At 63.6% G+C, this 24,407-nt stretch carries 20 protein-coding genes and 1 tRNA gene; 9 read left to right on the top strand and 12 right to left on the bottom strand.

The window, feature by feature from the left end; genetic code table 11:
- Nucleotides 1-80: 80 nt before the first annotated feature.
- The 3 genes from AC5J09_RS16835 to AC5J09_RS16825 all read right to left on the bottom strand — a co-directional run bounded on the left by AC5J09_RS16835 (nucleotide 81) and on the right by AC5J09_RS16825 (nucleotide 4,051).
- Nucleotides 81-2,699, bottom strand: coding sequence for a DUF3772 domain-containing protein (locus AC5J09_RS16835; protein WP_494298054.1), 2,619 nt, complete (start codon nucleotides 2,697-2,699; stop codon nucleotides 81-83).
- A 343-nt stretch (nucleotides 2,700-3,042) separates the two neighbouring features.
- Nucleotides 3,043-3,639 (bottom strand): hypothetical protein, encoded by a 597-nt coding sequence (locus AC5J09_RS16830; RefSeq protein ID WP_494298053.1) that lies wholly within the window; start codon nucleotides 3,637-3,639, stop codon nucleotides 3,043-3,045.
- Between the two features lie 337 nt (nucleotides 3,640-3,976).
- Nucleotides 3,977-4,051, bottom strand: a tRNA-Gln gene (locus AC5J09_RS16825).
- A gap of 233 nt (nucleotides 4,052-4,284) precedes the next feature.
- On the opposite strand from AC5J09_RS16825, the gene AC5J09_RS16820 reads away from it, so the two are divergent.
- Nucleotides 4,285-5,193, top strand: coding sequence for an MBL fold metallo-hydrolase (locus AC5J09_RS16820; RefSeq protein ID WP_494298920.1), 909 nt, complete (start codon nucleotides 4,285-4,287; stop codon nucleotides 5,191-5,193).
- A 53-nt stretch (nucleotides 5,194-5,246) separates the two neighbouring features.
- On the opposite strand, the gene AC5J09_RS16815 is transcribed toward AC5J09_RS16820, so the two are convergent.
- Nucleotides 5,247-6,155: a DUF1499 domain-containing protein gene (locus AC5J09_RS16815; RefSeq protein WP_494298052.1), complete on the bottom strand. Its 909-nt coding sequence runs from the start codon at nucleotides 6,153-6,155 to the stop codon at nucleotides 5,247-5,249.
- A gap of 294 nt (nucleotides 6,156-6,449) precedes the next feature.
- On the opposite strand from AC5J09_RS16815, the gene AC5J09_RS16810 reads away from it, so the two are divergent.
- Both AC5J09_RS16810 and AC5J09_RS16805 read left to right on the top strand, forming a co-directional pair.
- The gene (locus AC5J09_RS16810; protein WP_100674560.1) at nucleotides 6,450-6,839 is read left to right on the top strand and encodes a hypothetical protein; all 390 of its coding nucleotides are present in this window, start codon (nucleotides 6,450-6,452) and stop codon (nucleotides 6,837-6,839) included.
- Between the two features lie 168 nt (nucleotides 6,840-7,007).
- Nucleotides 7,008-7,256 carry a hypothetical protein gene (locus AC5J09_RS16805; protein WP_018094472.1) on the top strand — a complete coding sequence of 83 codons (249 nt, stop codon included), beginning with the start codon at nucleotides 7,008-7,010 and terminating at the stop codon, nucleotides 7,254-7,256.
- Between the two features lie 41 nt (nucleotides 7,257-7,297).
- On the opposite strand, the gene ppdK is transcribed toward AC5J09_RS16805, so the two are convergent.
- The 6 genes from ppdK to AC5J09_RS16775 all read right to left on the bottom strand — a co-directional run bounded on the left by ppdK (nucleotide 7,298) and on the right by AC5J09_RS16775 (nucleotide 15,722).
- The gene (gene ppdK / locus AC5J09_RS16800; protein ID WP_494298051.1) at nucleotides 7,298-9,994 is read right to left on the bottom strand and encodes a pyruvate, phosphate dikinase; all 2,697 of its coding nucleotides are present in this window, start codon (nucleotides 9,992-9,994) and stop codon (nucleotides 7,298-7,300) included.
- Between the two features lie 196 nt (nucleotides 9,995-10,190).
- Nucleotides 10,191-11,609, bottom strand: a complete 1,419-nt coding sequence (locus tag AC5J09_RS16795; RefSeq protein ID WP_494298919.1) for a coiled-coil domain-containing protein — start codon at nucleotides 11,607-11,609, stop codon at nucleotides 10,191-10,193.
- A gap of 31 nt (nucleotides 11,610-11,640) precedes the next feature.
- Entirely contained in the window at nucleotides 11,641-13,650 is a 2,010-nt protein-coding gene (locus AC5J09_RS16790) for a chromosome segregation SMC family protein (RefSeq protein ID WP_494298050.1), read from the bottom strand.
- Nucleotides 13,651-13,846: 196 nt separating this feature from the next.
- Complete coding sequence (locus AC5J09_RS16785; protein ID WP_494298049.1) at nucleotides 13,847-14,218, bottom strand: endonuclease domain-containing protein; 372 nt, start codon at nucleotides 14,216-14,218, stop codon at nucleotides 13,847-13,849.
- A gap of 77 nt (nucleotides 14,219-14,295) precedes the next feature.
- The gene (locus tag AC5J09_RS16780; RefSeq protein ID WP_494298048.1) at nucleotides 14,296-15,105 is read right to left on the bottom strand and encodes a DsbA family protein; all 810 of its coding nucleotides are present in this window, start codon (nucleotides 15,103-15,105) and stop codon (nucleotides 14,296-14,298) included.
- Between the two features lie 110 nt (nucleotides 15,106-15,215).
- Complete coding sequence (locus tag AC5J09_RS16775; protein WP_026168555.1) at nucleotides 15,216-15,722, bottom strand: DUF721 domain-containing protein; 507 nt, start codon at nucleotides 15,720-15,722, stop codon at nucleotides 15,216-15,218.
- 89 nt (nucleotides 15,723-15,811) lie between these two features.
- Between AC5J09_RS16775 and mutY the strand changes: the two genes are divergently transcribed.
- A complete protein-coding gene (gene mutY, locus AC5J09_RS16770; RefSeq protein WP_494298047.1) occupies nucleotides 15,812-16,912 on the top strand; it encodes an A/G-specific adenine glycosylase in 1,101 nt (366 codons plus the stop codon).
- A gap of 72 nt (nucleotides 16,913-16,984) precedes the next feature.
- Nucleotides 16,985-17,641, top strand: coding sequence for an HAD family hydrolase (locus AC5J09_RS16765; protein WP_275596622.1), 657 nt, complete (start codon nucleotides 16,985-16,987; stop codon nucleotides 17,639-17,641).
- A 133-nt stretch (nucleotides 17,642-17,774) separates the two neighbouring features.
- Here the strand turns inward: AC5J09_RS16765 and AC5J09_RS16760 are convergent, their stop codons facing one another.
- Nucleotides 17,775-18,905 (bottom strand): site-specific DNA-methyltransferase, encoded by a 1,131-nt coding sequence (locus tag AC5J09_RS16760; RefSeq protein WP_324763059.1) that lies wholly within the window; start codon nucleotides 18,903-18,905, stop codon nucleotides 17,775-17,777.
- A gap of 169 nt (nucleotides 18,906-19,074) precedes the next feature.
- On the opposite strand from AC5J09_RS16760, the gene AC5J09_RS16755 reads away from it, so the two are divergent.
- The 3 genes from AC5J09_RS16755 to AC5J09_RS16745 all read left to right on the top strand — a co-directional run bounded on the left by AC5J09_RS16755 (nucleotide 19,075) and on the right by AC5J09_RS16745 (nucleotide 21,915).
- Nucleotides 19,075-19,758 (top strand): ArsR/SmtB family transcription factor, encoded by a 684-nt coding sequence (locus AC5J09_RS16755; RefSeq protein ID WP_100674577.1) that lies wholly within the window; start codon nucleotides 19,075-19,077, stop codon nucleotides 19,756-19,758.
- Between the two features lie 184 nt (nucleotides 19,759-19,942).
- A complete protein-coding gene (locus AC5J09_RS16750) occupies nucleotides 19,943-20,638 on the top strand; it encodes an HAD family hydrolase (protein ID WP_494298046.1) in 696 nt (231 codons plus the stop codon).
- Nucleotides 20,639-20,808: 170 nt separating this feature from the next.
- On the top strand, nucleotides 20,809-21,915 hold the full coding sequence (locus AC5J09_RS16745; RefSeq protein ID WP_100674568.1) for an ABC transporter substrate-binding protein: 1,107 nt from the start codon (nucleotides 20,809-20,811) through the stop codon (nucleotides 21,913-21,915).
- A gap of 192 nt (nucleotides 21,916-22,107) precedes the next feature.
- Here the strand turns inward: AC5J09_RS16745 and AC5J09_RS16740 are convergent, their stop codons facing one another.
- Complete coding sequence (locus AC5J09_RS16740) at nucleotides 22,108-22,653, bottom strand: hypothetical protein (RefSeq protein WP_494298045.1); 546 nt, start codon at nucleotides 22,651-22,653, stop codon at nucleotides 22,108-22,110.
- A 343-nt stretch (nucleotides 22,654-22,996) separates the two neighbouring features.
- On the opposite strand from AC5J09_RS16740, the gene thrC reads away from it, so the two are divergent.
- Nucleotides 22,997-24,403, top strand: a complete 1,407-nt coding sequence (gene thrC / locus AC5J09_RS16735; RefSeq protein ID WP_198516904.1) for a threonine synthase — start codon at nucleotides 22,997-22,999, stop codon at nucleotides 24,401-24,403.
- Nucleotides 24,404-24,407 lie beyond the last annotated feature (4 nt).

Raw genomic sequence — 24,407 nt, 5'->3', positions numbered from 1 at the left:
CTCGAACCGTCTCGGCTACCCCCGGGCCCGCTGCCGAAAGCCAGCGGGCCTGCTTCGTCATCCGGGACTGCCTTTCATACTCATTCGCTGGCGGCCTCGGCCGCACTCTTCCGACGTTTCGCGCGCGTTTGCCCCGGCCGAGACGCCGCGGCCGGCGCGGCGGTGCGGCCATCAAACAGCTCGCGGACCAGCCCCTCGATGCTGGCGAGATCGCGAAGATGGATGTCGCGCTGGCCGAAGGGCATTTCGATCTTTTCCTCGCGGAAGCGTTTGGCGATTTCGAAACGCATATCGCTCGCCGCCCCCGCATCGGCGTTGATGTTGCCGACGTGGCAGAACAAGGTGAACTGCAGTGCATCGGCCCCGAAATCGGTGAAGGAAACGAAAGGCTCCGGAATTCTCAAGACGCGCGGATTGTCCATGGCGATTTCCAGCAGAACCCGCCGCACCTGCTCCGGGTCCGATTCATAGGAGACCCCCACCGGAATCTTCAGGCGCGCCGAGAAGTCGCCATGCATCCAGTTGACCACCTGGCCGCTGATCAGATCGGCATTGGGTACGATCACGGTCACATTGTCGAAGGTCTGGATCTGGGTAGCCCTGACGCTGACGCGCTGGACGATCCCCGTATTCGGGCCGACCTCGATGCGGTCCCCGACCTTGAAGGGCCGTTCAGCAAGCAGGATGATCCCGCTGACGAAGTTGTTGACGATGGACTGCAGGCCGAAACCGATGCCGACGGACAGGGCGCTGGCGACGATTGCGACGTTCTGGAGGTTGAGACCCGCATAGGAAAAGGCCACGAGACCCGCGATTGCAGCGCCGACATAGCCCACCCCCGTATGGATCGACGTCCTGAGGCCGGTGTCGAGGCTGGTTTGCGGCAAAAGGCGGCCGTCGAGCCACCTCTGGAAACCGCGTGTTGCGACGATCACGACGACGAAAACGACGATCGCGCCGAGAATCGCAGAAGGCGAGAACGAAAATCCGGCGATCTCGAATCCGAAGAAGGCGGAGGTGAAGGTGCCGACCACATCCTCCGACTGGATGCCCCAGGGCGCGAGAAGGGCCATAACGGCTACCATGATCACGATCAGGCGCGCGAAGCCGGCAAGGATCACACCGATCTGGCTGATCGTGTTGGGCTTCAGGCCGATCGCCTGCCGCATGAAGCCGCCGATCCGCGTCTGTACCGAAAAGCCGTAGGAAATCGCCTCGTCCGCAAGACGCAGCAACAGCACGAGGCTCATCAGCACCGCCGTCGTGAAGACGATCTGCAGCGCGGCGAAGCGTCCGAAAGCCACGAAGCCGGCGAGCGGCGCAATAACGGTGAGCGCGGCGACCGCCCAGGTAACCGGAATGAGCAGGCGCCAGGCCGAGCTCGTTCCCTGCGGATTCTCGTCATCGTCTTCGCGCGCGACAAATCTGAGCGCGACCATGGCGAGAATGCCGAGCGCGATGGCACCGAGGCCTTGGGCCGCGACGGCAAAGGAGAGGGGCGCATGGGTCGCCTTCAGGAACGCGTCGAGGGCAAGGCCGCCGACATTCACCACAGCCATGGCCACTATTATCGGAATCAGCCGCTCGGCCGCCGTGTCCGTAACCTCGACGAGCCGCCAGCTCGGCCGTTCCGGTGCGAGAACGGCGATCGAGAGTCCGTAAAAGAAGGATGCGAAGGTCAGCCCGAAAAGGACCGGCCGCAGGACCGTCGCCAGATCCGCCGGGAGAACCTTCAGAATGGACATGGCTTGGTAGAGCACGAAGAAGGCGACAGCCGGGATCAGCAAGTTCGCAAGCGTGATGGCCGCCGCTGCGGTCGCCTTGGCGAGCCCCGACGGGTGGAGAACCGAAGGGTCGCGGCTCGTGCGCCGAGTAAGCCAGCGCCGGCCCGGCGACAGGAGAAAGGCGGCGAAGCCAATCACGACCACGAGAATGCCCGCGGCCGAACGGCCCGTGCGTTCGACGAGGGCGCCGAACCAGTACCCGACCACGCGGGACTGGTCTGCCAGCGTCTCCGGTGTCGCGGCGGCCAGATCGAACCAGAAGGAAGGATCGGCAAGGCTCTGCGAGCGCTGAAGAATGGAGCTCGTAAAGAGGGCCCGCCGCCGCTCTCCGATCGTGTCTATATCCTGCTGGCCGCGAAGCGCGATGAGATCGGCCTGCTGGACGACGCCCTGCAGGCCGGCCGCCTCCGACTGTAGTTGCGCCTGTTCGGATTTGATCGCTTCGGTCTGGTTGCGGGCGGCCTGCTCGTCGGCCGGCTTCAACTGCTCGATGCGCTGATTGACGAGCTGCAATCGCGGCTGCAGGGCTGCCTTGAGGCCGGCGGCTTGCATGGGAATCTTGGCGATCTGGCTGCGCAGCTGTGAAAGAGTGACGTCGTCTATGCGTTCGGCCTGGAGCGCGGCCTCCACACGCTCCAGCGTCGCTTGCCAGGCATCGATGCGTGCCTGCTCCTCCGGAAAGGCTTTCGGCGGCACCTCCGGTAAGGCACTACTCTGGCCCTGCACATCGGCTGCTGCGCCGGCTTCCGGCTGTCCGCCGCCGTCCTGGGCAAGGGCAGCCGGTGCAAATGTCAGCAGGAATGCGACGAGAAGCAATCGAAGCAATGTGCTGACCGAACGGGCCTGATCCAAAGCTCTTTCGAAGGTTGGGCCCGTCGCGGATGTGCGACGAAGAAGGAACCGCATGCTCGTCATTATCAGTCCTATTCCGGTGTTCTGCATCGTGCCTCTGCCGAGCGCGGTGAGCCGAGCCCGGGGTTTGCAAAGGCGCACCATAAGGTTGCCGACCGGATTATCCAACCTCACCCCGCCGATTTGCGCCGGCTATCCGGCCGGGAGCGCCTCGCAGACGCCGGCACGACGGCCGCATTCCGAACGAGACACCGCTCGGAGATTCGACGCGTCGGCTTTCGCCGGCAGCCATTATCGGCATATTGCAGGAGGTTGTTGCCCGCCTCGATCCGTCCGCGTCCGAGGCAGCCCTCACGAAATTTCCGCCGCGCAAATCTCGGCCGTCAGGAGGCGAGGCGTTGCGCCATCACAGGGTGCTTGCGAGATTCTGTGCTTTCTCTGCGAGGCACTTGTCACGGTTCTCGAAGTCGTATTCCAGGGCGATGAACGATACGTCCTCGCCGATGCCCTGGACTCTCAGCTTTATATATTTGATCCCGTCCTTGAGTTTCGAACCATGCGCGACGGACCATTCGTAACTGTGCATCCGCTCGTTCTGCGTTATGGACATCACCCAGTCACGCCTTTCATGCCAGCGTGGACCTGCCTTCAAGTGCTTGAAGCGCTTTCCCCTGCCGTAAATATCTTCGAGTTCCTGTACAATCTCTTCGAACTTCGATCGAACGTCCGTTCCGAACCGATCCTTCCTGAACATCATCGATCCCGCACTGACACGGCAAACACCAAATCTTTCGCTGATTTCTGCTGCGTATACTTCGAAATCGGGGTGACGCCTCGGAACGGAACGAAGATTATATATGCCGCCGTGTGGCGCTACGTTTCTTAGTTCAAGAGCATTTTTACTCTGCCCCTGCTCTATGCCGAATGGACCAGCGCACGCGTCATATACGATAATCAACGATGCAAGGCAGTGTGCGACATTGACAAGAATAATCGCTTTCATCTTCGCTATCCCCAGCGCGAATACACCTACAGGAAATAGGCGAATACGTTTCTTGTCAATCATAAATACTAAAATGCATTTCAGTCCTCGATGAGACCGCCAAAAATATGCATTATTTTATATAACTTATAAGGGTATAAGATTTCTGCCGAACCCGCATTTTCTCTGGGACCTATTCCCCCAGGGGCGCCAAATACGTCTGAATATGACTGCCGCAGAAGAACGGTGCTTTTCGGTTTTCATGCCGGTAAACCGAATTACCGTCGGCAGCTCTGTCGTCGAGCGCGTCGACCACGCCGTCATCTTCGGCAAGGTATAGGTTCGGTGGTGTGAAGTGTGGCTGGGGCGCCTGGATTCGAACCAGGGAATGGCGGTACCAAAAACCGCTGCCTTACCGCTTGGCTACGCCCCAACTAAACTGGCAGGTAATCTCCTCGCCAAATCGAGCGCCTGATTAGCAAAGCTCGTGCGCGCTCACAATGCTTAACTTCGTTTGGCGCGCAGATTTATCGCTCGCGGTCCGGCAGCAATCTCAGGCCCGAACCGATGTTTCCTCCGCCCGGCCTTTGGCCTATGGTCGCGCCGCCCCTAAAACTCCCGAGGGTGACGTGCAAGCGGGAGGCCGAGTGGATGACAGGCCAGGACATGCAAGCTCCGGAATTCGACCTCGATTTCAAGCCCGCCTATGGCGAACCGGTGAGCGTAGCCGAGAACGTACAGCGCATCACGGTCAACAATCCCAGTCCGTTTACCTTCCACGGCACGAACACCTATATTGTCGGCCGAAGTTCGGTCGCGATAATCGACCCCGGCCCCGAGGACGAGGCACATTTCCATGCGCTGATGGCCGCACTCAAAGGGCGCGAGGTGACGCATATCGCCGTCAGCCATACCCATCGCGACCACTCTCCGCTCGTCGGCAGGCTCGCCCGGGCAACCGGCGCGATGGTCGTGGGCGAAGGACCGCACCGGGCAGCCAGGCCGCTGCATGCCGGCGAGGTCAATCCCTTCGCCGAAAGTTCGGACATGGACTTCGTGCCCGATGTCGCGCTTTGCGACGGGGCACACGTCGAAGGCGACGGCTGGAGCCTGACGGCGGTAGCGACGCCGGGGCACACGGCCAACCACATGGCATTTGCGCTCGATGGAACCGGAATCGTCTTTTCCGCCGATCATGTGATGGCCTGGGCGACGAGCATCGTCGCGCCGCCGGACGGAGCCATGGCCGATTACATGGCCTCGCTCGACAAGCTGCTCCAGCGCGACGATCGGATCTACCTGCCAGGCCATGGCGGTGCGGTCAACGAGCCTGCCTCCTTCGTGCGGGCGTTGAAGGCGCATCGCAGGATGCGCGAGCGCGCGGTGCTCGAACGCCTGCGTGCGGGCGACCGGCAGATCGCCGAAATGGTCAAGGTGATCTATGCCTCGACCGATCCGCGGCTGCACGGCGCTGCGGCACTCTCGCTGCTGGCGCATATCGAAGACCTCATCGAGCAGGGGCGCGTCGAAACAGAGGGGCCGCCGTCGCTCGCCAGCGCATACCGGCTGGCGTGACGCGGTTGGATCGCTGAAAGGCGCAATCCGCGGCAGAAAACCGCGCGCACTCTCTAATCGCCCGCGATCCCCAGGAGCTCGGCGTCGAGGTCGCGCAGGAACTCCTCGGCGAACATGGGTCCCATGCCGAGGTCATGGCGGCCGTAGCGCGAAGCCACGCGCAGATCGACGAAGGTCGTTTCCGCCTCTTCGCGCAATCTGATCAGCACGTCGAATCGGAAGCCGACCACAAGGCTCCGCCATTCGCCTTGCAGGACGACGTCGCTGGATCGCCGTCCCGGTATGCCGTCGTCGACCAGTTGCGTGGGTCGAGCGGTTGGAACGGGGATGACGTTCGGCCCGGCATTCGCATCCCCGCCTGCCTCGGGTCGTACGGCGAGGTCTTCGAGGTCCGCCCGCGCGTTGTCGGCGCCGAACTCAGCAGTGATGGTGATCCGCGTCTGCTCGACGACCTTGCGCACGCCCTGGAATACACGGTCCAGCGCCCCTTCGTAGCGCCGGCCCGTAAGCCCCGGATAGGCTTCAACCTGCGCCTCGCGGTCTTCCCGCGTCACCGGACGCTTGCGCCCGAGCCAGCTTTCCCCTGATGCCGGCGTCCTGATCCAGGGCGGGGGCGTCGAGGTATCGGTACTGACCTCGTAGAGCGCCGGTCGCGTCAGGTATTGCACGGCCCCATAACCGAGGAACCCGAGCGGAACCGCCGCGTAGAAGAGCGCCGAAACGGAAGCGGCCCCGCCGATCGCTGCCACCTGCCAAAGACGCGTGAGCCCGACCGTTGCCAGCACGACGCTAAGGAGAGCCAAGCCCCCGGCGATCAACGCCAGCGTCAGAAAGTGCGGCGTCGTCAGAGGACCGAAACGATGCGACAGCAGCGACAGCAGAAAAACGATGAAGGCGATGCGGGCGATGCGGCGCGCCCAATGTGCCGCGTAGGAATAGGGACGCTCGTACCGGACAATCATCTAACGGAATCAATCCCCGAGGCGGAAAAGGACCTCGCCTTTCTTAGACCATGGCTCGGGTAGTGCAAACCCCGTATCTTTCCCCCATCGGCGATGGAGATCGCCCCATGGAGGCCAAAGAGAGAATGCGGGCGGCGAATATGGCGGCGCCACTCACACGGGTGCCGCAAATTTGCCATTCTCGTTAACCACCTATTCAGGTTTACTATTTGGCCGGACACACGGCGCTGTAGCATTTGGAGGCATCGGCCGTCGTCGCCGGCAAGAGGCGCGGCAAATCAACGGAGAGACATCATGGCCGCACAGCAGTCTACCATGGAGATCGCCATCCCCGCCCCTCCGCCCCCGGTCGGCGAAGCCGCGATGCCCATGGCACTTCTCGAGTTGGAGCTTTCGCTCGATCGCTTTTCCGGCGACAAGGACGATTTCGTCGGCTTCACACATAAGGTGGCTCACGACATCGGCGCCGAGCTGCTCTTCGTTCTGCCGGCTTCCGGTCTCGTCGACGATTGCGTGACGATCGCCGCGATACGCCACGGCCAGGCGGAGGATAAGACACCGATCATCCTGTTCATCTGTCTCGCTCAGGACGGCACCACCATCCGCGTCGAGCAGCCGAGCGAGCACACCGCCGGTCTCAAGAGCTTCGCCAACTCCTTCGTCGGCGTCCTCGAGCGTATCTGAACCGCACTCCGTGGGGCGATTGACCAGCTATGCGCAACGGGCGCATGATGTCGACGAGTTGAATCGCGCCCACGGATTTCGTCTTATGCGTTGCATTATCATGCCTGTCGTCCAGCGGAATGCCATCGGACTCTGTCCCCGCGAATGGGTGCCGGTCAGGAGGCAAGGATGACGACGATGACCATGAGACTGCTTGGCCTTGCGGCCGTGGGGCTGGTGCTTGCCGCGTGCCAGTCGATGTCGCCGCAGGAACGTCGAGCGAGAGACGAAAATACATGCGCCTCCTACGGCTTCAGAAGGGGCACGGATGCGTTCGCGAACTGTTTGCAGCGCATAGATCTCGACCGTCGCGCGGAAGCGCGCGCTTTCCGGTACGACAACGACGTCTTCCTGCGCGGCCCCTATTACTGGCACTGACCGGCGAGACGGCCCGCAACTCCGGACAAGGTCGACGACCGTCAGCTCGCCGCCAGAGCTTGAACCTCGGCGACCTCGCGGCCGTTGATCGTCGCCTGTGCGGCCGCAAGTCTCGCGATCGGCACTCGGAACGGCGAGCAGGAAACGTAATCGAGACCCGCTTCCTCGCAGAACCGAATCGAGACGGGATCGCCGCCATGCTCGCCGCAGATCCCGAGCTTCAAACCGTTCTTGGTCCGCCGGCCCCGCTCCGCCGCGATCTGGATCAGTTCGCCCACGCCGTCCAAATCGAGCGAGACGAAGGGATCCTGCTCGATGATCCCCTTCTGCTGATAGGTGGCCAGGAACAGGGCCGCGTCATCGCGCGAAATGCCGAAGGTGGTCTGCGTCAGGTCGTTGGTGCCGAAAGAGAAGAAATCCGCCGATTCGGCGATCGTGTCCGCCCTGAGGGCCGCCCGCGGCAACTCGATCATCGTGCCGATCAGATAGTCGATGTTCACGCCAGCCTCGCCGACGACCTCCTTGGCGACCGCCTCGATCCGCGCCTTGACGTAATCGAGCTCGGCGCGCAGGCCGACGAGCGGCACCATGATCTCGGGAACGACGGCAGCGCCGGTATCGCGGGCAGCCTGGACCGCCGCCTCGAAAATCGCGCGCGCCTGCATCTCGGCGATCTCCGGATAGGAGATCGCCAGTCGGCAACCGCGATGCCCGAGCATCGGATTGAACTCGTGAAGCGCATCGACCCGCTGACGAAGTTCCGCGGGATCGATCGTCAGCACGCGCGCAACCTCTGCGATTTCCTCGTCGGTTTTCGGCAGGAACTCGTGCAGCGGCGGGTCGAGAAGACGGATCGTGACCGGCAGGCCGTGCATGATCGAAAAGAGCTCGACGAAATCGGAGCGCTGCATGGGCAGAAGCTTGGAAAGTGCTGCCCGCCGCCCTGCTTCGTCTTCGGCCAGGATCATCTCGCGCATCACATTGATGCGGTCATCCTCGAAGAACATGTGCTCCGTACGGCAGAGTCCAATGCCTTCGGCGCCGAAGGAGCGGGCGGCGCGCGCATCCGCCGGCGTCTCGGCATTGGTGCGCACGGTCATGCGGCGGCTTGCGTCGGCCCATTGCATGATCTTGCCGAAGTCGCCCGAAAGTTCCGGCTGCAGCATGGGGATCTCGCCCTTCAGCACCTGACCGGAAGAGCCGTCGATGGTGATCACGTCGCCCTTCCGCAGCGTGACGCTCGCGGCGATCAGGAGCTCGTTTCGCTGATCGACGCGGATGCTGCCGGCGCCCGATACGCAAGGCGTACCCATACCGCGCGCGACGACCGCCGCGTGGCTGGTCATGCCGCCGCGGGTCGTCAGTATGCCTTCAGCCGCATGCATGCCGTGAATGTCTTCAGGACTCGTCTCGACGCGAACGAGGATGACCTTGCGGCCTTCCTTGACCGCCTGCACCGCCTCGTCGGAGCTGAAGACGATCTCGCCCGTGGCGGCACCCGGCGAGGCCGGCAGGCCGGAACCGATAATGTCACGGCGGGCATGAGGGTCGATCGTCGGATGCAGAAGCTGGTCGAGCGAAGCCGGATCGATGCGCGCCACGGCCTCCTCCTTCGAGATCAGCCCTTCCTCGGCCATGTCGACGGCGATCTTCAGCGCCGACTTGGCCGTTCGCTTGCCGGAACGCGTCTGCAGCATCCAAAGCTTGCCGCGTTCGATCGTGAACTCGATGTCCTGCATGTCGCGGTAGTGGCGCTCGAGCGCGTTGCATATCTTTTCGAACTCGGAAAAAGCCTCCGGCATCAGCTTTTCCAGTGACGGCTTGTCCGAACCGGACGCGATGCGGGCCGCTTCGGTGATGTTCTGCGGCGTGCGGATGCCGGCGACCACGTCCTCGCCCTGAGCATTGACGAGAAACTCGCCATAGAGCTCTTTCTCGCCCGTCGACGGGTTGCGCGTGAAGGCGACGCCCGTCGCCGACGAATTGCCGAGATTGCCGAAGACCATGGCCTGGACGTTGACGGCCGTGCCCCAGCCGGCCGGTATGCCGTGAAGGTGTCGGTAGGTGATGGCCCGCGGGTTCATCCAGCTCGAAAAGACGGCACCGATCGCGCCCCAGAGCTGAATTTCCGGGTCCTGCGGGAAAGGCACGCCGAGCATCTCCTCGATCGCCTCCTTGTAGCGCGAGATCACGTGCTGCCATTCGACGGCGGAAAGCTCCGTGTCCTGCTCGTGACCGAGGCGCGCCTTCTCGTCCTCCAGAACTTCCTCGAAAACCTCGTGGTCCACCCCCATCACCACATCGCCATACATCTGGATGAAGCGGCGGTAACTGTCCCAGGCAAAGCGCGCATCGCCGGCGTCGTGACCGAGCGCATGCACGGATTGATCGTTGAGGCCGAGGTTCAGGACCGTGTCCATCATTCCCGGCATGGAGGCGCGCGCGCCGGAACGGACCGACAGAAGCAGCGGGCGGTTCGTATCGCCGAAGACGCGCCCGGTGATTTTCTCCATCCGCGCGATGCCCTCGCGGACCTGCTCGCGCAGACCCTCGGGCATGCAGCGGCCCTTCTCGAGATAGCTGTTGCAGGCAGCGGTGACGATTGTGAGCCCCGGCGGCACCGGCAGGCCGAGATTGCACATCTCCGCGAGGTTAGCCCCCTTGCCGCCCAGCCGGTCGCGGTCTTCCGCGCCCCCTTCGGCCTCTCCCGCACCGAAGGTATATACCCATTTCGCCATGCCTGTTCTCCACCCGAAACAGTCGCCGACCTAAAATCATGAACGTGATCGAATCTAAGAAGTCAGAGCGGGATTCGGGCGGAAAAGCGCACGCACTTTTCCTCACCCCGCTCCAGACCATCTACAGTATATGCTCCGGCCTGAAAATGCACTCGGCGAAGATTTTGTTGCAGTGCACCAAATTGGAGGGTCGCCATCAGACGGCTTCGCGCAGCCGCTCTGCCGTCTGCAGGTCGACCGAGACGAGCTGCGAGACCCCCTGCTCCGCCATCGTGACCCCGAACAGGCGGTTCATCCGGGCCATGGTGATCGGATTGTGGGTGATGATGACGAAGCGGGTCTCGGTGGAGGCCGCCATTTCGTCCATCAGGTTGCAGTAGCGCTCGACATTGTGGTCGTCGAGCGGCGCATCCACCTCATCGAGAACGCAGATCGGGGCCGGATTGGTGAGGAAGACGGCAAAGATCAGCGCCATGGCAGTCAGCGCCTGCTCGCCGCCGGAAAGCAGCGTCATCGTCTGCGGCTTTTTGCCGGGCGGCCGGGCAAGGATTTCGAGCCCCGCTTCCAGCGGGTCGTCGCTTTCGATGAGCTGCAGTTCCGCCGTGCCGCCCCCGAAGAGATGGGTGAAAAGCCGCTGGAACTGCACATTGACCACGTCGAACGCGGCAATCAGCCGCTCTCGGCCGTCGCGGTTGAGGTTCTGGATGGCACTCCTCAACCTGCGGATCGCCTCGATGACGTCGTCACGTTCCTTGAGCAGCGCCGCGAGCCGCTCCGAAAGCTCCTTCTGCTCCTCGTCGGCGCGCAGGTTGACGGCGCCGAGCCTTTCCCGCTCGATCTTCAGCCGCTCGAGTTCCCGTTCCACGCTGCGCATATCCGGCAGTCCTTCGTCGGGGCCGAGGCCGGTAAGGCGCATCACTTCATGGGGGGCGCAGGACAATGCTTCGAGGATGCGCGCCTCTATCTCGACACGCCGCTCCCGCGCAGAAACGAGCCGCTCTTCGGCGCGGCCGCGCTTTTCGCGTACCTCTGCCAGCTCCGAGAGCGCGATGGCGGCCTGGCGATCCGCTTCGCGCTGGTGGTTTTCCGCCTCGGCGAGTCTGTCGGCCGCCTCTCGGCGCGACGCCTCCGCCTTTTGCAGCTCGTTCATCAGCGCGCGGCGCTTGTCGTCGAACTCGTCAGGCGCATCGAGCAGTTCCTCGACCTCCTCGCGCGCCTCCGCCTCGCGCTCGCGAAGCGTCGCAATGTGATCTTCGGCGCTCGCCGCCCTCGCTGCCCAGGTCTCTCGCTCGCCGGCGATGGCCGCAAGCCGCCTGAGGCGCCCATCGTTTTCGCGTGCGAGACCGTCATGCGCGGCGCGAGCCTCGGCCGCCGCCGCACGGTCGGTCGCGACTTCGGCCGTCCGATTGCTCAGCCGCAGGTCGAGCTCTGCAAGATCCGGCTGACCGGCAGAGGCCTGCCTGGCCGCCTCGATCTCTTCGGCGATCTCCTCGGCCTGCCCCTCGATCTGGAGCTTCGTCTCGGCAAGCACCGCGCGGCGCCGGGCAAGATCGCCGGAGGCCCGCTCGGCGGCTGCCAAGGCATCGCGCGCCTCGGAGAGCTGCCGTGCAAGCATGCGTTGCGCCTCGCGCGAAAGCCTCAGCCGCTCATCCTCGGCTCGGATGTGCGCTCCGGCAGCGGCAAGATGCGCCTCCGCCTTCAGCAATGCCTCGCTCGCCTCCTCGGCTGTACCTTCCAGTTCGGAAAGGCGGTTCTTCTGGGCGAGCCTCAGGGCCGCAGCACTCGGCGCTTCCGAGCCGGTAACGTGGCCGTCCCACCGCCAGACGGCGCCTTGCCTCGTCACCAGCCGCTGGCCGGTGCTGAGGAGCGGCAGCAGTCGCTCCGCCTCCTCGTCGCTCTCGATGATCCCGATCTGCCGGAGCGCTCGTCTCAGCGCCTCCGGTGCCTGGACGAAATCGATCAAAGGGAGGGCGCCAGCCGGCAATGCGGGATCGTTCGCATCGTCGCCGGGCATGCGCCAGTGCGCCGGCGCCGCCTGTTCCAGGGGCGAATCGAGGTCGTCGCCAAGAGCCGCGCCGAGCGCCGTTTCGAAGCCGCGCTCGACTTTCATCTCCTCGACGACGGCCGGATAGGTGCTGCCGCCGGCCGCCTCCAGCATGCGCCGGATCGTTCGCGCTTCCGTCTCGATGCCGTTCAGCCGCGCCCGGGCCTCGTCGACGGGCGGGCGCGCGGCGGCTTCGTCGGCGCGCGCCTCGGCGAGTTCTCTTCGACGGCGGCGACGGCGGCCTCGGCCTCCTCCAGCGCCGCCTCCGCAAGCTCCACCTGCCCCCTCTTTCGTCCGGGTCGGGGAGTCGCGCCATCTGACCGTCAAGCTCGTCGACTTCGCGCCCCTGATCCGCAAGCTGGCGTGCAAGGCGCGCCTGCCGCTCGGAGAGATCGCGCAGCGCTCTCTCGATCTGGTTGCGCGCGGCTTGCGCCTCGGCGCGCTCGGCCGTAATGCGGGCGAGACCGGCTTCGCTCGCCGCTAGCTTTTCATTGGCCTCGTCGAGCCTTTCACGCGCCTGAGCGCCGCGATCATCCGCCTCGGCCAACGCGTCTCGCAGATCTTCCTCCTCCTGATCGAGGCGGGCGAGAATGCCGGCATTGTCGGCGACCAGCCGCTCTTCGCGGGCAATGTCTTCCGCAAGTTGCGCCAGTCGCCGCTGCAGTTCCTCACGGCGGCGCAGGATCCGGCCGGCATCCTCCTCGAGCTGCGCGCGAGCGATCTGCAGGCGCTGCAGCCCGGCAGCGAACTTCGCCTCGCTTTCACGCAGTTCCGGCAGCTTGAGGCTCGCGATCGCCTGAGCCTTGGCGGCTTCCATCTGCGCCTGCGCCTTCTCGGCGACGAGGGCAGTGATCTGGTTCAGCTGGCTGGTCGCCTCGGCCTCCGCTTCCTTGGCCTGCACCCAGCGGGTATGGAACAGGATCGCCTCGTGCCGGCGGATTTCCGCCGACAGCATCTTGAACCGGTTGGCCTGGCGCGCCTGGCGCTTGAGGCTCTCGATCTGGCTTTCGAGCTGCGAGGTGACGTCGTCGAGGCGCTCCAGATTGGTTTCGGCCGCCTTCAGCCTGAGTTCCGCCTCATGCCGGCGCGAATGGAGACCGGAAATGCCGGCCGCCTCCTCGAGCAGTTGCCGGCGCGCCTGCGGCTTGGCGGCGATCAGCTCGCCGATGCGGCCCTGGCCCACCATCGAGGGCGAGCGCGCACCGGTGGACGCATCGGCAAACAGCAACTGCACGTCCTTGGCGCGCGCCTCCTTGCCATTGATGCGGTAGACCGAGCCCTGCTCGCGCTCGATACGGCGCGTCACCTGTATCTCGTCGCTGTCGTTGAAGGCTGCGGGCGCGGTGCGGTCGCTATTGTCCAGGTAAAGGCCGACTTCGGCCGTGTTGCGCGCCGGGCGGTTGCCGGATCCGGAAAAGATCACGTCGTCCATGCCGGAGGCACGCATGTTCTTGTAGGAGTTCTCGCCCATCACCCAGCGGAGCGCCTCGACGAGGTTGGACTTGCCGCAGCCGTTCGGTCCGACGACCCCGGTCAGGCCGCGCTCGATGACGAATTCCGTCGGTTCGACAAAGGACTTGAAGCCGAGCAGGCGCAGCCGGGTGAATTTCATGAGGGACACGCTGGGGTGGACGGCGGCGCATACCCCCCTCTGCCCTGCCGGGCATCTCCCCCACAAGGGGGGAGATCGGCAAGGAGCAAAGCCCCGCATACGAGACCAGCGGTTGAAGGAGACATTGCCACCTGCCAATCTCCCCCCTTGTGGGGGAGATGCCCGGCAGGGCAGAGGGGGGTGAACCACGAACGCCTCACTCGAACGCCCCCTTCCCGATCACCCGGACAATATGCTCGCAGACATTGTCGATGTCGCGCAGCACGTCATCGTTCCAGAAACGCAAAATCGTCCAGCCATCCGCCTCAAGACGCCGAGTACGCTGCCGGTCGTAGTCAGCACTTTGAGGTCTCGCATGCTGCGAACCATCGACCTCGACGATCAATCGATGCGCGGCACAGGCGAAATCCACGATGTAACCGGCGATCGGAACTTGCCGGCGAAAACCAAGCCCCATCAGCCGATGCGCACGCAGTTCATTCCAGAGCTTGGTTTCCGCCTCCGTCATGGCACTGCGCATGCGGCGGGCGTTGCCGCGAACTTCCGGCGATATGTCAGCGTGAGGCATGGCGAAGCCCCACCGACCGGAGACAAAAAACGGGCGCACGGCTGCCGCCGTCGCCCGTCGGAATTGAAAGCGAAGGATCAGAGCTTGCTGTCGATGAGGGCCGACATAACGTCAACCGACATGTCCCCCGAATAGTGCTCACCGTTGACGAAGAAGGTCGGCGTCGACTTGACCCCGAATTCCTTGGCGCCCTTCTGCATGACTGCATTCACATCATCCAGAAGTTTCTGGTTCGTCAAGCAGGCCTCGAAGCTCTCCTGTGTAAAACCGGCGAGTTTCGACAATTGCAGGAGTGCATCGCGGCCGTTCTGCGCAGCCGCCCACTGCTCCTGCTGCTTGAACAGCATGGAAACCATCGGGAAATACTGCCCCTCCGGCGCACAGCGCGCCAGCATGAAGGCGGCTGCCGCGCGCGGATCGAACGGGAATTCGCGGACGATGAAGCGTACCTTGCCGCTGTCGATATACTTCGCCTTGATCGCGTCGAATGTTTCGTTGTGGAAATTGGCGCAATGCGGGCAGGTCATCGACATGTATTCGACGATGGTGACCGGCGCATTGGCTTCTCCGAGCGCCATTTCCGGCAGCGCTCCGGGCTCCAGGAGCTTCGCCATGTCGACGCTGCCCTCCGACTTCGGCAACTCGACCTTGGCGGCAGGGGTTGAGGCCTGCGCCACTTCGGTCGCCGGCTTCGCCTCGCTCGCGGCGGCAGGCGCCTGAGACGTCGAGGCGGTGGTCGTCGCATCGGTGCTCGCCGTGGTCTCGGCGGGCGTCGTTGAAGCCGCCTCCTTCTTTTCATCGCTGCAGGCTGCGAGCGCCAGAGCGAGCGCTGCAACGGCGACGCCGCTCAGCAGGCGTTTCGGAAGGCTTGTTTGGGAAGCGGACATGGACAGGACCCGTGTTCTACTCGAGGGAAATTGAAGCGTGATTTCGATAACTTGCCACGTGCGGGGCGACAAGAGGGGGTGTTTCGACAGCGTTCAAACAATCGTGACCGTCATCGCCGCGGCGTCGACAGAACGGCAGTGCCGAGCCGCTTCAGCGCCGCCTTCAACGCGTCGCTTTCGACGCCTTCCACCATGGTTTCGAGCCGCCGGGCAGCCTCGCCGACAAGGGGCAGCGGGCGGCTGTAGCGCTTGGGCGGCGGTGCGACCGGCTTCTGGACGATGCGCAACTGACCGATTGCGTGGAAACCGAAGAAGCCGTTGATGCGCTGGATCAGCTCGCCCTGGGCATGGGTCAGGAAAAGCGCCCGGGCGCCTTCGCACGCGACCGTCAGCACACCCGGCTGGTATCCGCCTTCGCCGGCGATCTCCGAAGCGCGGCGCGGCCAGGCAATTCTTTCCGGCCGGGTGCAATCGGCAAACTCCGCGCCGGCGATTTCGTCCCACGAACCGAGCAGCATCGTGTTGATGCCGGCCCGCTTCGCCAGCACCGGATCGATCAGGCCGTTGGCAACTTCGCTGATCTGAACGACGCCCTTGCGGGCCTTTCTCTCACTCACGGAACGACTTTCTGTTTGCAATTTCGATCGAACCTTGCGGCTCAAGCCGGCATCGGCCAAGTATAGGCCGCAAAAGGATCTCCCTGCAAATGATGCGCGATCTTCCACAGGCGGCGAGCGCCGCACTTCTTCTCGAATGGTACGATCGCCACCACCGCGTCCTTCCATGGCGGGTCTCGCCGGCAGCGGCGCGGAAAGGTGCTGTTGCCGACCCCTATCGCGTCTGGCTGTCGGAGGTGATGCTTCAGCAGACGACGGTCCAGGCAGTCAAAGCCTATTTCGAGAAATTCCTCACCCTGTGGCCGACGGTCGGCGACCTTGCCGCTGCGGACACCGAGGATGTGATGAAGGCCTGGGCCGGCCTCGGCTACTACGCCCGCGCGCGAAACCTGAAGAAATGTGCCGAAGCGGTCGCCCGCGATCATGGCAGCCGTTTTCCCGATAGCGAAGAGGGGCTGAAAGCGCTGCCGGGCATCGGCGACTACACCGCCGCAGCCATCGCCGCGATCGCCTTCAACCGGGCAAGTGCCGTTCTCGACGGAAATGTGGAGCGCGTGATCTCGCGCCTCCATGCCGTCGAGACGCCGCTGCCCGCGGCCAAGCCCGAAATGCGGGCCCTCGTCCACGCGCTGACCCCGGCTGACCGGCCTGGCGATTTCGCGCAGGCGATGATGGATCTCGGCGCCACGATCTGCACGCCGAAACGGCCTGCCTGTTCCCTCTGTCCCTTTCGCGCTGATTGCCGGGCCCTGAAAACAGCCGACCCGGAGACATTTCCGCGCAAGGCAGCCAGGAAGGAGAAGCCGCTGCGCCGGGGTGCGGCCTTCGTCGCCGTCGACGGCTTCGAGGCGGTCTATCTTCGCAAGCGCCCCGAAACGGGCCTCCTCGGCGGCATGACAGAAGTGCCAGGCACGGACTGGACGGCGCGCCGCGACGGCGACACCTCGATAGACGCTCATCCCTTCCCCGCAGCGTGGGAGCCGTGCGGGACCGTCAACCACGTCTTCACGCATTTCGAGTTGCACCTTTCCGTCTTTCGGGCCAGGGTCTGGCGCGCCAATGTCGGAGAGGTGCGGACCGGCACGAGCGGATGGTGGGAGCCGCTCGCCTCGCTCAAGGCGCAGGCGCTTCCGACTGTCATGAAAAAGGCAATCGCCAAGGCTATACCGCACGCGTTCGAAGCGGGCTAAATGCAAGGCGGAGCGCTTTGCGGCCGCTCCGGCCCAATTTCCGTCGCAAGCCAAGGATCGGCAGGAATACCAATGAGCAGCATCGACATCCGCCACATCGTTTTCGACATCGGCAAGGTGCTGATCCATTACGATCCGAACCTTCCCTATTCCCGCCTCATACCGGACGAGGCGGAACGCAACTGGTTCTTCGCCAATGTCTGCACATCCGACTGGAACATAGAGCAGGATCGCGGCCGCTCCTGGGAAGAGGCGGAGGCACTCCTCATCCGCAACCATCCCGAAAGGGAAGATCACATCCGCGCCTTTCGCCGGCACTGGCATGAAATGGTGCCGCACGCCTATGTGGGGACGGTCGCCATCATGGAAGGCCTGATCGCCGACGGCTGGGACGTCACGATGCTGACCAATTTCGCCTCCGACACCTTCCGGGAGGCGCAGAAGCTTTATCCCTTCCTGACCCTGCCGCGCGGGGTTACGGTCTCCGGCGACGTGCGGCTCATCAAGCCCGATCTCGCCATCTACCGGACCCACGCGAAGGCCTTCGATCTCGATCCGGGCGCAACGCTTTTCATCGACGACAGCGCCGCCAATGTCGAAGGCGCACAAGCGGCCGGCTGGCACGCGGTTCAGTTCACCGGCGCAGAAAGGCTGAAGGCCGATCTGGCGGCCTACGGTATCCAGCCTTCCGAGGCGGCACCCTCGCTGACAGCGGCCGCCGTGCTGTAATCGGCCGACGCCAGAATTGATACAAACGCCCGGAATCCTCTTCGGATTCCGGGCGTTTAAAGCGCTCATCCGGGACTGAAGGTACAAAAACCGGAGGGGGGCGCTTATCGAAGACCCAGGCGGAACTGGTTGATCAGTTCAGTTTTGCCAGGTCGTTTCGAATGACGGATCTGAGCTCGTCGATCGGTTTCAACGCGCTTCCCTCCTCGAAGTGCCAGAAGGTCCAGCCGTTGCAGGCATCGAGGCCCTGCACTTTCGCGCCGAGGCGATGAATGGATCCGGCCTCGCCGCCGGACGCAAGCGTGCCGTCGGCGCGAACGATCGCGCTGTAGCGGCGCTTCGCATCCGTCAGAACCGTGCCGGGCTTGATGAGCCCGCTTTCCACCAGAGTGTTGAAGGCGACGCGCGGCTCCGCCTTCTTGCCGGTCATGACCGAGAGCGTGGCCTTGCCGAGCGGCTCCACGGCCGCGATACGCTCGGCGGCGGCGTCGATATAGTCCTGCTCGCGCTCGATGCCGACGAAGTGCCGGCCGAGGCGCTTGGCGACCGCCCCGGTGGTGCCGGAGCCGAAGAACGGGTCGAGCACGACGTCGCCGGGCTTGGTCGAGGCCATCAGAATGCGGGCAAGCAGCGCTTCCGGCTTTTGTGTCGGGTGTACCTTCTTACCGTCGTCTCCCTTCAGCCGCTCGGAACCGGAGCAGATGGGGAACAGCCAGTCGGAGCGCATCTGAACGTCGTCGTTCGCCGCCTTCATCGCTTCGTAGTTGAAGGTATAGCCCTTGGCTTTGGCGTTCGGCGTCGCCCAGATCAGCGTTTCATGTGCGTTCTGGAAGCGGCGGCCCTTGAAGTTCGGCATCGGATTGGTCTTGCGCCAGATGATATCGTTCAAGACCCAGAAGTGCAGGTCCTGAAGGATCGCGCCGACCCGGAAGATATTGTGGTAGGAACCGATGACCCAGAGCGTGCCGGTGGGCTTCAGGACACGCCGGCAGGCAAGCAGCCAGGCCCGGGTGAAAGCGTCATAGGCTTCGAAGGAGGCAAACTGGTCCCAATCGTCGTCCACTGCATCGACCAGCGACTGGTCGGGCCGGTGCAACGTGCCGCCGAGCTGAAGATTATAGGGCGGGTCGGCGAAGACGACATCGACCGAATGATCGGGAAGCGCGTTCAGCGCGGCCACGCAATCTCCCTTGATGATGCTGTCCAGCCAGTTCAGCGGACGGGCGGCACGGGAGATTTCGGCAAGCGAAACAACTGATGACATTGGCAACTCGCAAATACGCTTACTCGGACTGACGATAGGCTTATGGTTACCGAAGATGGTTACCAAAGCCTGAAGGCGCCGGAAAAATTTGCGTCGCTGCAGGGGGTCATCGTCCAGGCGGCGTCGTCCGGGACTTGCCGGCCCGCGATACTTCGACTACCATCGAAGTATGAAGGAAGGTCCGGACATAGCTCTTATCGGCTCGTTGATCGGCGATCCTGCACGCGCGAACATGCTGACCGCTCTGATGGGCGGCCAGGCGCTGACGCCGACGGAGCTCGCAGCCCAGGCCGGCATCACGCTGCAGACCGCCAGTTCGCACCTCGCCAAGCTGGAGGCAGGCGGCTTGCTGACACAGCGCAAGCAGGGCCGGCACCGCTATTACGCGCTGAGCGAGGACGAGGTCGGCCTCATGCTCGAAAGCCTTATGGGTTTTGCCGCCGGGCGCGGCCTGACGCGCTCGCGGCCCGGACCGAAGGACCCGGCACTACGCAAGGCACGCGTCTGCTACAACCATCTTGCCGGCGATTACGGCGTGCGCATGCTGGACAGCCTGATCGCCGCCCGGCAGATGGAAATGACGGGCGACGACGATCTGGCCCTGACCGATGCCGGGCGTGTCCGCATCGAGTCGCTCGGGATCGACTACGCCGCGCTCAGGAAATCCAGGCGGCCGATCTGCCGCACCTGCCTCGACTGGAGCGAGCGGCGGTCGCATCTCGCCGGTTCGCTCGGGGAGGCGTTGCTGACGCTCTTCATCGACAAGGGCTGGGCGAAACGGGAGCAGAGCAGCCGGGCGGTTCGCTTTACGGCGCCAGGCGAGAAGGCCTTTCTCGAGCTCTTCCCGAGGTGATCACGACGATTTGTACCGTCGGCTGCAGCGATTGTGAGTTGAATCGGCCACAATCCCCGGTTCTCCATCTCCTGCCCCAGGTTGAGCTTTGATCCGCCATCGTATAAAGCTGCGACCACCGTTTCCCGCGCCGCTTTTCAGCTCCTCCCCTGCCGGCGGCGCCTTTCTCCCAAGGAACCGATTTATGACCGGTATCGACCTCATCATCTTCGACTGCGACGGCGTGCTCGTCGATTCGGAAATCATCGCCTCGGAAGTCGAGGCCGGACTGCTGACGGAAGCGGGCTATCCGATCAGCATCGAGGAAATGTCCGAACGCTTTTCCGGCATGACCTGGCGCGACACGTTGCTGGCGGTCGAGAAGGAAGCAAGCATTCCGCTCTCCGCCTCCCTGATCGACAAGGTCGATGCCATTCTCGACATGCGGTTTGCCCGCGACGTCAAGATCATCGAAGGCGTGCGGCCGGCACTCATGCAACTGACGCTTCCGCATTGCATCTGCTCCAACTCCACTTCCAAACGGCTTGCGATGATGCTCGGCAAAGTCGGAATCAAGGATCATTTCGGCAAGCACATCTATTCCGCGCGCGATCTCGGGCCGGATCGCGTCAAGCCGAAGCCGGACATCTTCCTGCATGGGGCCGCACAGTTCGGCGTCGATCCGGCACGCGTTCTTGTCATCGAAGACTCGGTTCACGGCATTCATGGCGCACGCGCGGCGGGCATGCGCGTCGTCGGTTTTACCGGCGGTTCGCATACGTTCGCAGCCCATGCGGACAAGCTGACGGAAGCCGGTGCCGAAACGGTCATCTCGCGAATGGCGGCGCTTCCCGGAGTAATCGCCGCGCTCGCGGAATGGTCGGAGTCCATGACGGCTTAGGGGGGACGGCTTAGGGGGACGGCTTAGGGGGGAACGGCTTAGGGCGGGCGAGGATTCCATGCCGCATTGAAGCCGCATGGACTTCCTCCGAGAATCGGCCGATTTTCAGACTGCGCGCGGGCATATCAAGCAAACCCCCAGAAGGGGGAATTTTCCAAGGAGGAAACACAATGCGTCTTTCACGATTGACCGGAATGGCCCTGGCGGCCAGCGTCGCGTTTGCGCCGCTCGCCCATGCCGACATCACCATCGGCGTCATCACGCCGCTCACCGGTCCCGTTGCGGCCTTCGGCGAGCAGGTCAAGAACGGCGCCGAAGCGGCGATCGAAGCGATCAACAGCGCCGGCGGCGTCAATGGCGAGAAACTTGTCGTCAAGATCGTTGACGACGCGGGCGAACCCAAGCAGGCCGTCTCGGTCGCCAACCAGCTGGCGGGCGAAGGCATAAAATACGTGGTCGGACCGGTGCTTTCCGGCACCTCGATGCCGGCATCCGACGTGCTGGCGGAAAACGGTATCCTGATGGTCACGCCGACGGCAACGACCCCGGACCTGACCACCCGCGGCCTGTGGAACGTTCTGCGCACCTGTGGACGCGATGATCAGCAGGCCGTGGTCGCCGCCGACTACGTCGTCAAGAACTTCAAGGACAAGCGCGTCGCGGTCCTTCACGACAAGGGAGCCTATGGCAAGGGTCTTGCCGACGGCTTCAAGGCTGCGATCAACGCAGGCGGCATCACCGAGGTGGTCTATGAGGGCCTGACGCCCGGCGAGAAGGACTTCGGGGCGATCGTCACCCGCCTCAAGTCCGAGAACGTCGACGTCGTCTATTTCGGCGGCTATCACGCGGAGGGCGGGCTGCTCGCTCGCCAGATGCATGACCAGGGCGTGAAGGCGCAGCTCCTCGGCGGCGACGGTCTTTCCAACACCGAGTTCTGGGCAATCGGTGGCGAAGCCGCATCGGGCACCGTCTACACCAATGCCAGCGACGCCACCCGCAACCCGGCCGCCGCACCGGTGATCGAGGCCCTCAAGGCCAAGAACATCCCCGCGGAAGCCTTCACGCTCAACGCATATGCCGCCGTGCAGGTTCTCAAGGCGGGCATCGAGAAGGCGGGCTCGCCCGACGACGCGACTGCCGTTGCCACCGCCATCAAATCCGGCGACGCGATCGACACGGTCATCGGCAAGCTGACCTACGGCGAAAGCGGCGACCTCACCTCGCCAAGCTTCTCGCTTTACAAGTGGGAAGGCGGCCAGAGCGTCGCGGTCGAGTAAGCGGCCGCTGAACGGAGTTGAGCTCGCCCCTCATCCGCCTGCCGGCACCTTCTCCCCGTCTTACGGGGAGAAGGGACAAGCGGCATCGTCTCCGCATCTTCAACGTTAAGAGAGAGCTGGGAGCGTGCCGCTCGCGTCCTTCGCCCCGCCTGCGGGGAGAAGGTGGCCGGCAGGCCGGATGAGGGGCGGGTATTACTTGGTCCTGTACGGACCTTCGTCAAATCCTACGAAGACCTTCGCTTCGGCGCCGGCGCCGGCAGGAAGCGTCACATCGGCCTTGGTGAAAACGAACTGGGTGGTGGCGCTGCCCGCCGGCACTTCGACCGGATATTGAGTGAGCTCCGAATAAAGCGTCTTCTCGCCATCCGTGGCGGCGACGCGGATCGGCAGCGTCACCTTGCCCGGCCCGCCGGCGGGACCGGCGACCACGCGACCCTGCACCACGACCGTCATCGTCAGCTTGTCCGGGCTCTGCACGCATTGGCGCGTCGTGTCGGCAAGCGAGGCCTGATAGACGATCTTGCTCGGATCGTCCTTGGCACCCTTTGCATAGGTGCGGTAGGAGGAGGTACCGTCCCGGAGGCTGATCGGCGGGCAGGCCGCCTGGATCACCGCAGGCGTCGGCGCCGTCGCGCTTCCGCCGGCGTCGATGGCGCCACCCGATTGCGTCTTGTTACAGCCGGCAGCGGCCAAAAGAAGGGATACTGCGAGAACACGGCGAGATACTTTGCCAGACACGTTGCACAACCTCTACTGAACGGACGAACTCCCAAACCGCGATGATTTCGGCTTATAACAAAGCCAAACTCGCCGCGGCCGGCTTCAACGGGCGAGAGCTCGAGACCGCCTCGGGTCAACTCGAGCTCAGGGCCGAAAACGGCTGGAGGCCTTTCTTGACCTTCGGGCATCGTCTATATCAGCGGCGAAATCAAAAATCGACCGGTCCACGCTCCCCAACCGAAATTTCCGAAACCGACGTGAAATTGCCACGGTGACAAGAATGGCCGCGCGATTTGCCAGGGACTGACGCAAAAGCGCCTGCAGCGCCGCGCGTCTCATTCAGACGCGCAAACGACGAAGGATGACGACGGTGAAGTATATTTCGACACGGGGAGAAGCGGCCTCTCTCGGTTTTTGCGATGCTCTTCTGGCGGGACTTGCCCGCGACGGCGGACTTTACCTGCCGAAGGAATGGCCGGCGCTCTCGAAAAAAGAGATCCGGGCGCTGCGCGGCAAATCCTATCAGGAGATCGCCTTCACCGTTCTCGAACCCTTCACCAATGGTGAAATCCCGGCGGCCAAGTTCCGCGAGATGATCGACGAGGCCTACGCCACTTTCCGTCATCCGGCCGTAGCACCCCTGGTCCAGACCGGACCGAACGCTTTCGTGATGGAGCTCTTTCACGGTTCGACGCTCGCCTTCAAGGACGTCGCCATGCAGTTGCTCGCCCGGCTGATGGACTATGTCCTTGCCGAACGGGGTGAGCGGGCGACGATCGTGGGAGCGACTTCCGGCGATACCGGCGGCGCCGCGATCGACGCCTTCGCCGGCCGCGATCGCACCGATATCTTCATCCTCTTTCCGCAGGGCAAAGTGTCGCCGGTGCAGCAAAGACAGATGACCACGTCCACGGCATCGAACGTGCACGCGGTCGCCGTAAAGGGCAATTTCGACGATTGCCAGAACCTGGTCAAAGCCATGTTCAACGACCAGGCCTTCCGCGACCGCGTGAAGCTTTCCGGCGTCAATTCGATCAACTGGGCGCGCATCATGGCTCAGATCGTCTATTACTTTACGACGGCGGTCGCTCTCGGCGCGCCCGACCGGAAGATCTCCTTCACCGTGCCGACCGGCAATTTCGGCGATATTTTCGCAGGCTACGTCGCCAAGCGCATGGGTCTGCCGATCGACAAGCTGATCATCGCCACCAACGAAAACGACATTCTGGCGCGCACCCTGAAGAACGGCCGTTACGAGATGCGCGACGTCAAGGCGACGACCTCGCCTTCGATGGACATCCAGATCTCGTCGAACTTCGAAAGGCTCATCTTCGAGGCGAACGAGCGCGATCCGGCGGAAGTCCGCGCAGCCATGGCGAGCCTCAGGCAATCCGGCTCGTTCACGCTCGGCGACGCAGCGCTGAAAAAAATCCGCAAGGAATTTCGCGCGGGCCGCGCCTCGGAGAAAGATGTGGCGAAGACGATCCGCAAGACCTTCGACGAAACCGGCTATCTCCTTGATCCGCATACGGCAATCGGCGTTTTCGTGGCAGCCAAGCACGAGAAGAACTCCGCCCCGATGGTCACCCTTGCGACTGCCCATCCGGCAAAATTCCCCGCCGCAGTAAAATCGGCAAGTGGTATTGACCCCGCGCTTCCGACGTGGCTTGCTGATCTCATGACTAGGGCGGAGCGTTTCGACATCCTGGATCCGGAGCTCAAGAGCGTCGAAACCTTCATCGGCGAGCGTACCCGCGTTCGGGAATAGAGCG

It is taken from the genome of Sinorhizobium sp., from assembly GCF_059070375.1.
This window is presented reverse-complemented; position numbering and strand designations above follow the sequence as displayed.

Excerpts from the sequence above, each read along its gene's own strand:
- AC5J09_RS16790 (WP_494298050.1), bottom strand. The coding sequence starts at position 13,650 with ATGAAATTCACCCGGCTGCGCCTGCTCGGCTTCAAGTCCTTTGTCGAA.
- AC5J09_RS16810 (WP_100674560.1), top strand. The coding sequence starts at position 6,450 with ATGGCCGCACAGCAGTCTACCATGGAGATCGCCATCCCCGCCCCTCCG.
- AC5J09_RS16815 (WP_494298052.1), bottom strand. The coding sequence starts at position 6,155 with ATGATTGTCCGGTACGAGCGTCCCTATTCCTACGCGGCACATTGGGCG.
- AC5J09_RS16830 (WP_494298053.1), bottom strand. The coding sequence starts at position 3,639 with ATGAAAGCGATTATTCTTGTCAATGTCGCACACTGCCTTGCATCGTTG.
- AC5J09_RS16785 (WP_494298049.1), bottom strand. The coding sequence starts at position 14,218 with ATGCCTCACGCTGACATATCGCCGGAAGTTCGCGGCAACGCCCGCCGC.
- AC5J09_RS16805 (WP_018094472.1), top strand. The coding sequence starts at position 7,008 with ATGACGACGATGACCATGAGACTGCTTGGCCTTGCGGCCGTGGGGCTG.
- AC5J09_RS16780 (WP_494298048.1), bottom strand. The coding sequence starts at position 15,105 with ATGTCCGCTTCCCAAACAAGCCTTCCGAAACGCCTGCTGAGCGGCGTC.
- AC5J09_RS16755 (WP_100674577.1), top strand. The coding sequence starts at position 19,075 with ATGAAGGAAGGTCCGGACATAGCTCTTATCGGCTCGTTGATCGGCGAT.
- AC5J09_RS16745 (WP_100674568.1), top strand. The coding sequence starts at position 20,809 with ATGCGTCTTTCACGATTGACCGGAATGGCCCTGGCGGCCAGCGTCGCG.
- ppdK (WP_494298051.1), bottom strand. The coding sequence starts at position 9,994 with ATGGCGAAATGGGTATATACCTTCGGTGCGGGAGAGGCCGAAGGGGGC.
- thrC (WP_198516904.1), top strand. The coding sequence starts at position 22,997 with ATGACGACGGTGAAGTATATTTCGACACGGGGAGAAGCGGCCTCTCTC.
- AC5J09_RS16750 (WP_494298046.1), top strand. The coding sequence starts at position 19,943 with ATGACCGGTATCGACCTCATCATCTTCGACTGCGACGGCGTGCTCGTC.
- AC5J09_RS16835 (WP_494298054.1), bottom strand. The coding sequence starts at position 2,699 with ATGACGAGCATGCGGTTCCTTCTTCGTCGCACATCCGCGACGGGCCCA.
- AC5J09_RS16820 (WP_494298920.1), top strand. The coding sequence starts at position 4,285 with ATGCAAGCTCCGGAATTCGACCTCGATTTCAAGCCCGCCTATGGCGAA.
- AC5J09_RS16765 (WP_275596622.1), top strand. The coding sequence starts at position 16,985 with ATGAGCAGCATCGACATCCGCCACATCGTTTTCGACATCGGCAAGGTG.
- mutY (WP_494298047.1), top strand. The coding sequence starts at position 15,812 with ATGATGCGCGATCTTCCACAGGCGGCGAGCGCCGCACTTCTTCTCGAA.
- AC5J09_RS16795 (WP_494298919.1), bottom strand. The coding sequence starts at position 11,609 with ATGCTTGCACGGCAGCTCTCCGAGGCGCGCGATGCCTTGGCAGCCGCC.
- AC5J09_RS16760 (WP_324763059.1), bottom strand. The coding sequence starts at position 18,905 with ATGTCATCAGTTGTTTCGCTTGCCGAAATCTCCCGTGCCGCCCGTCCG.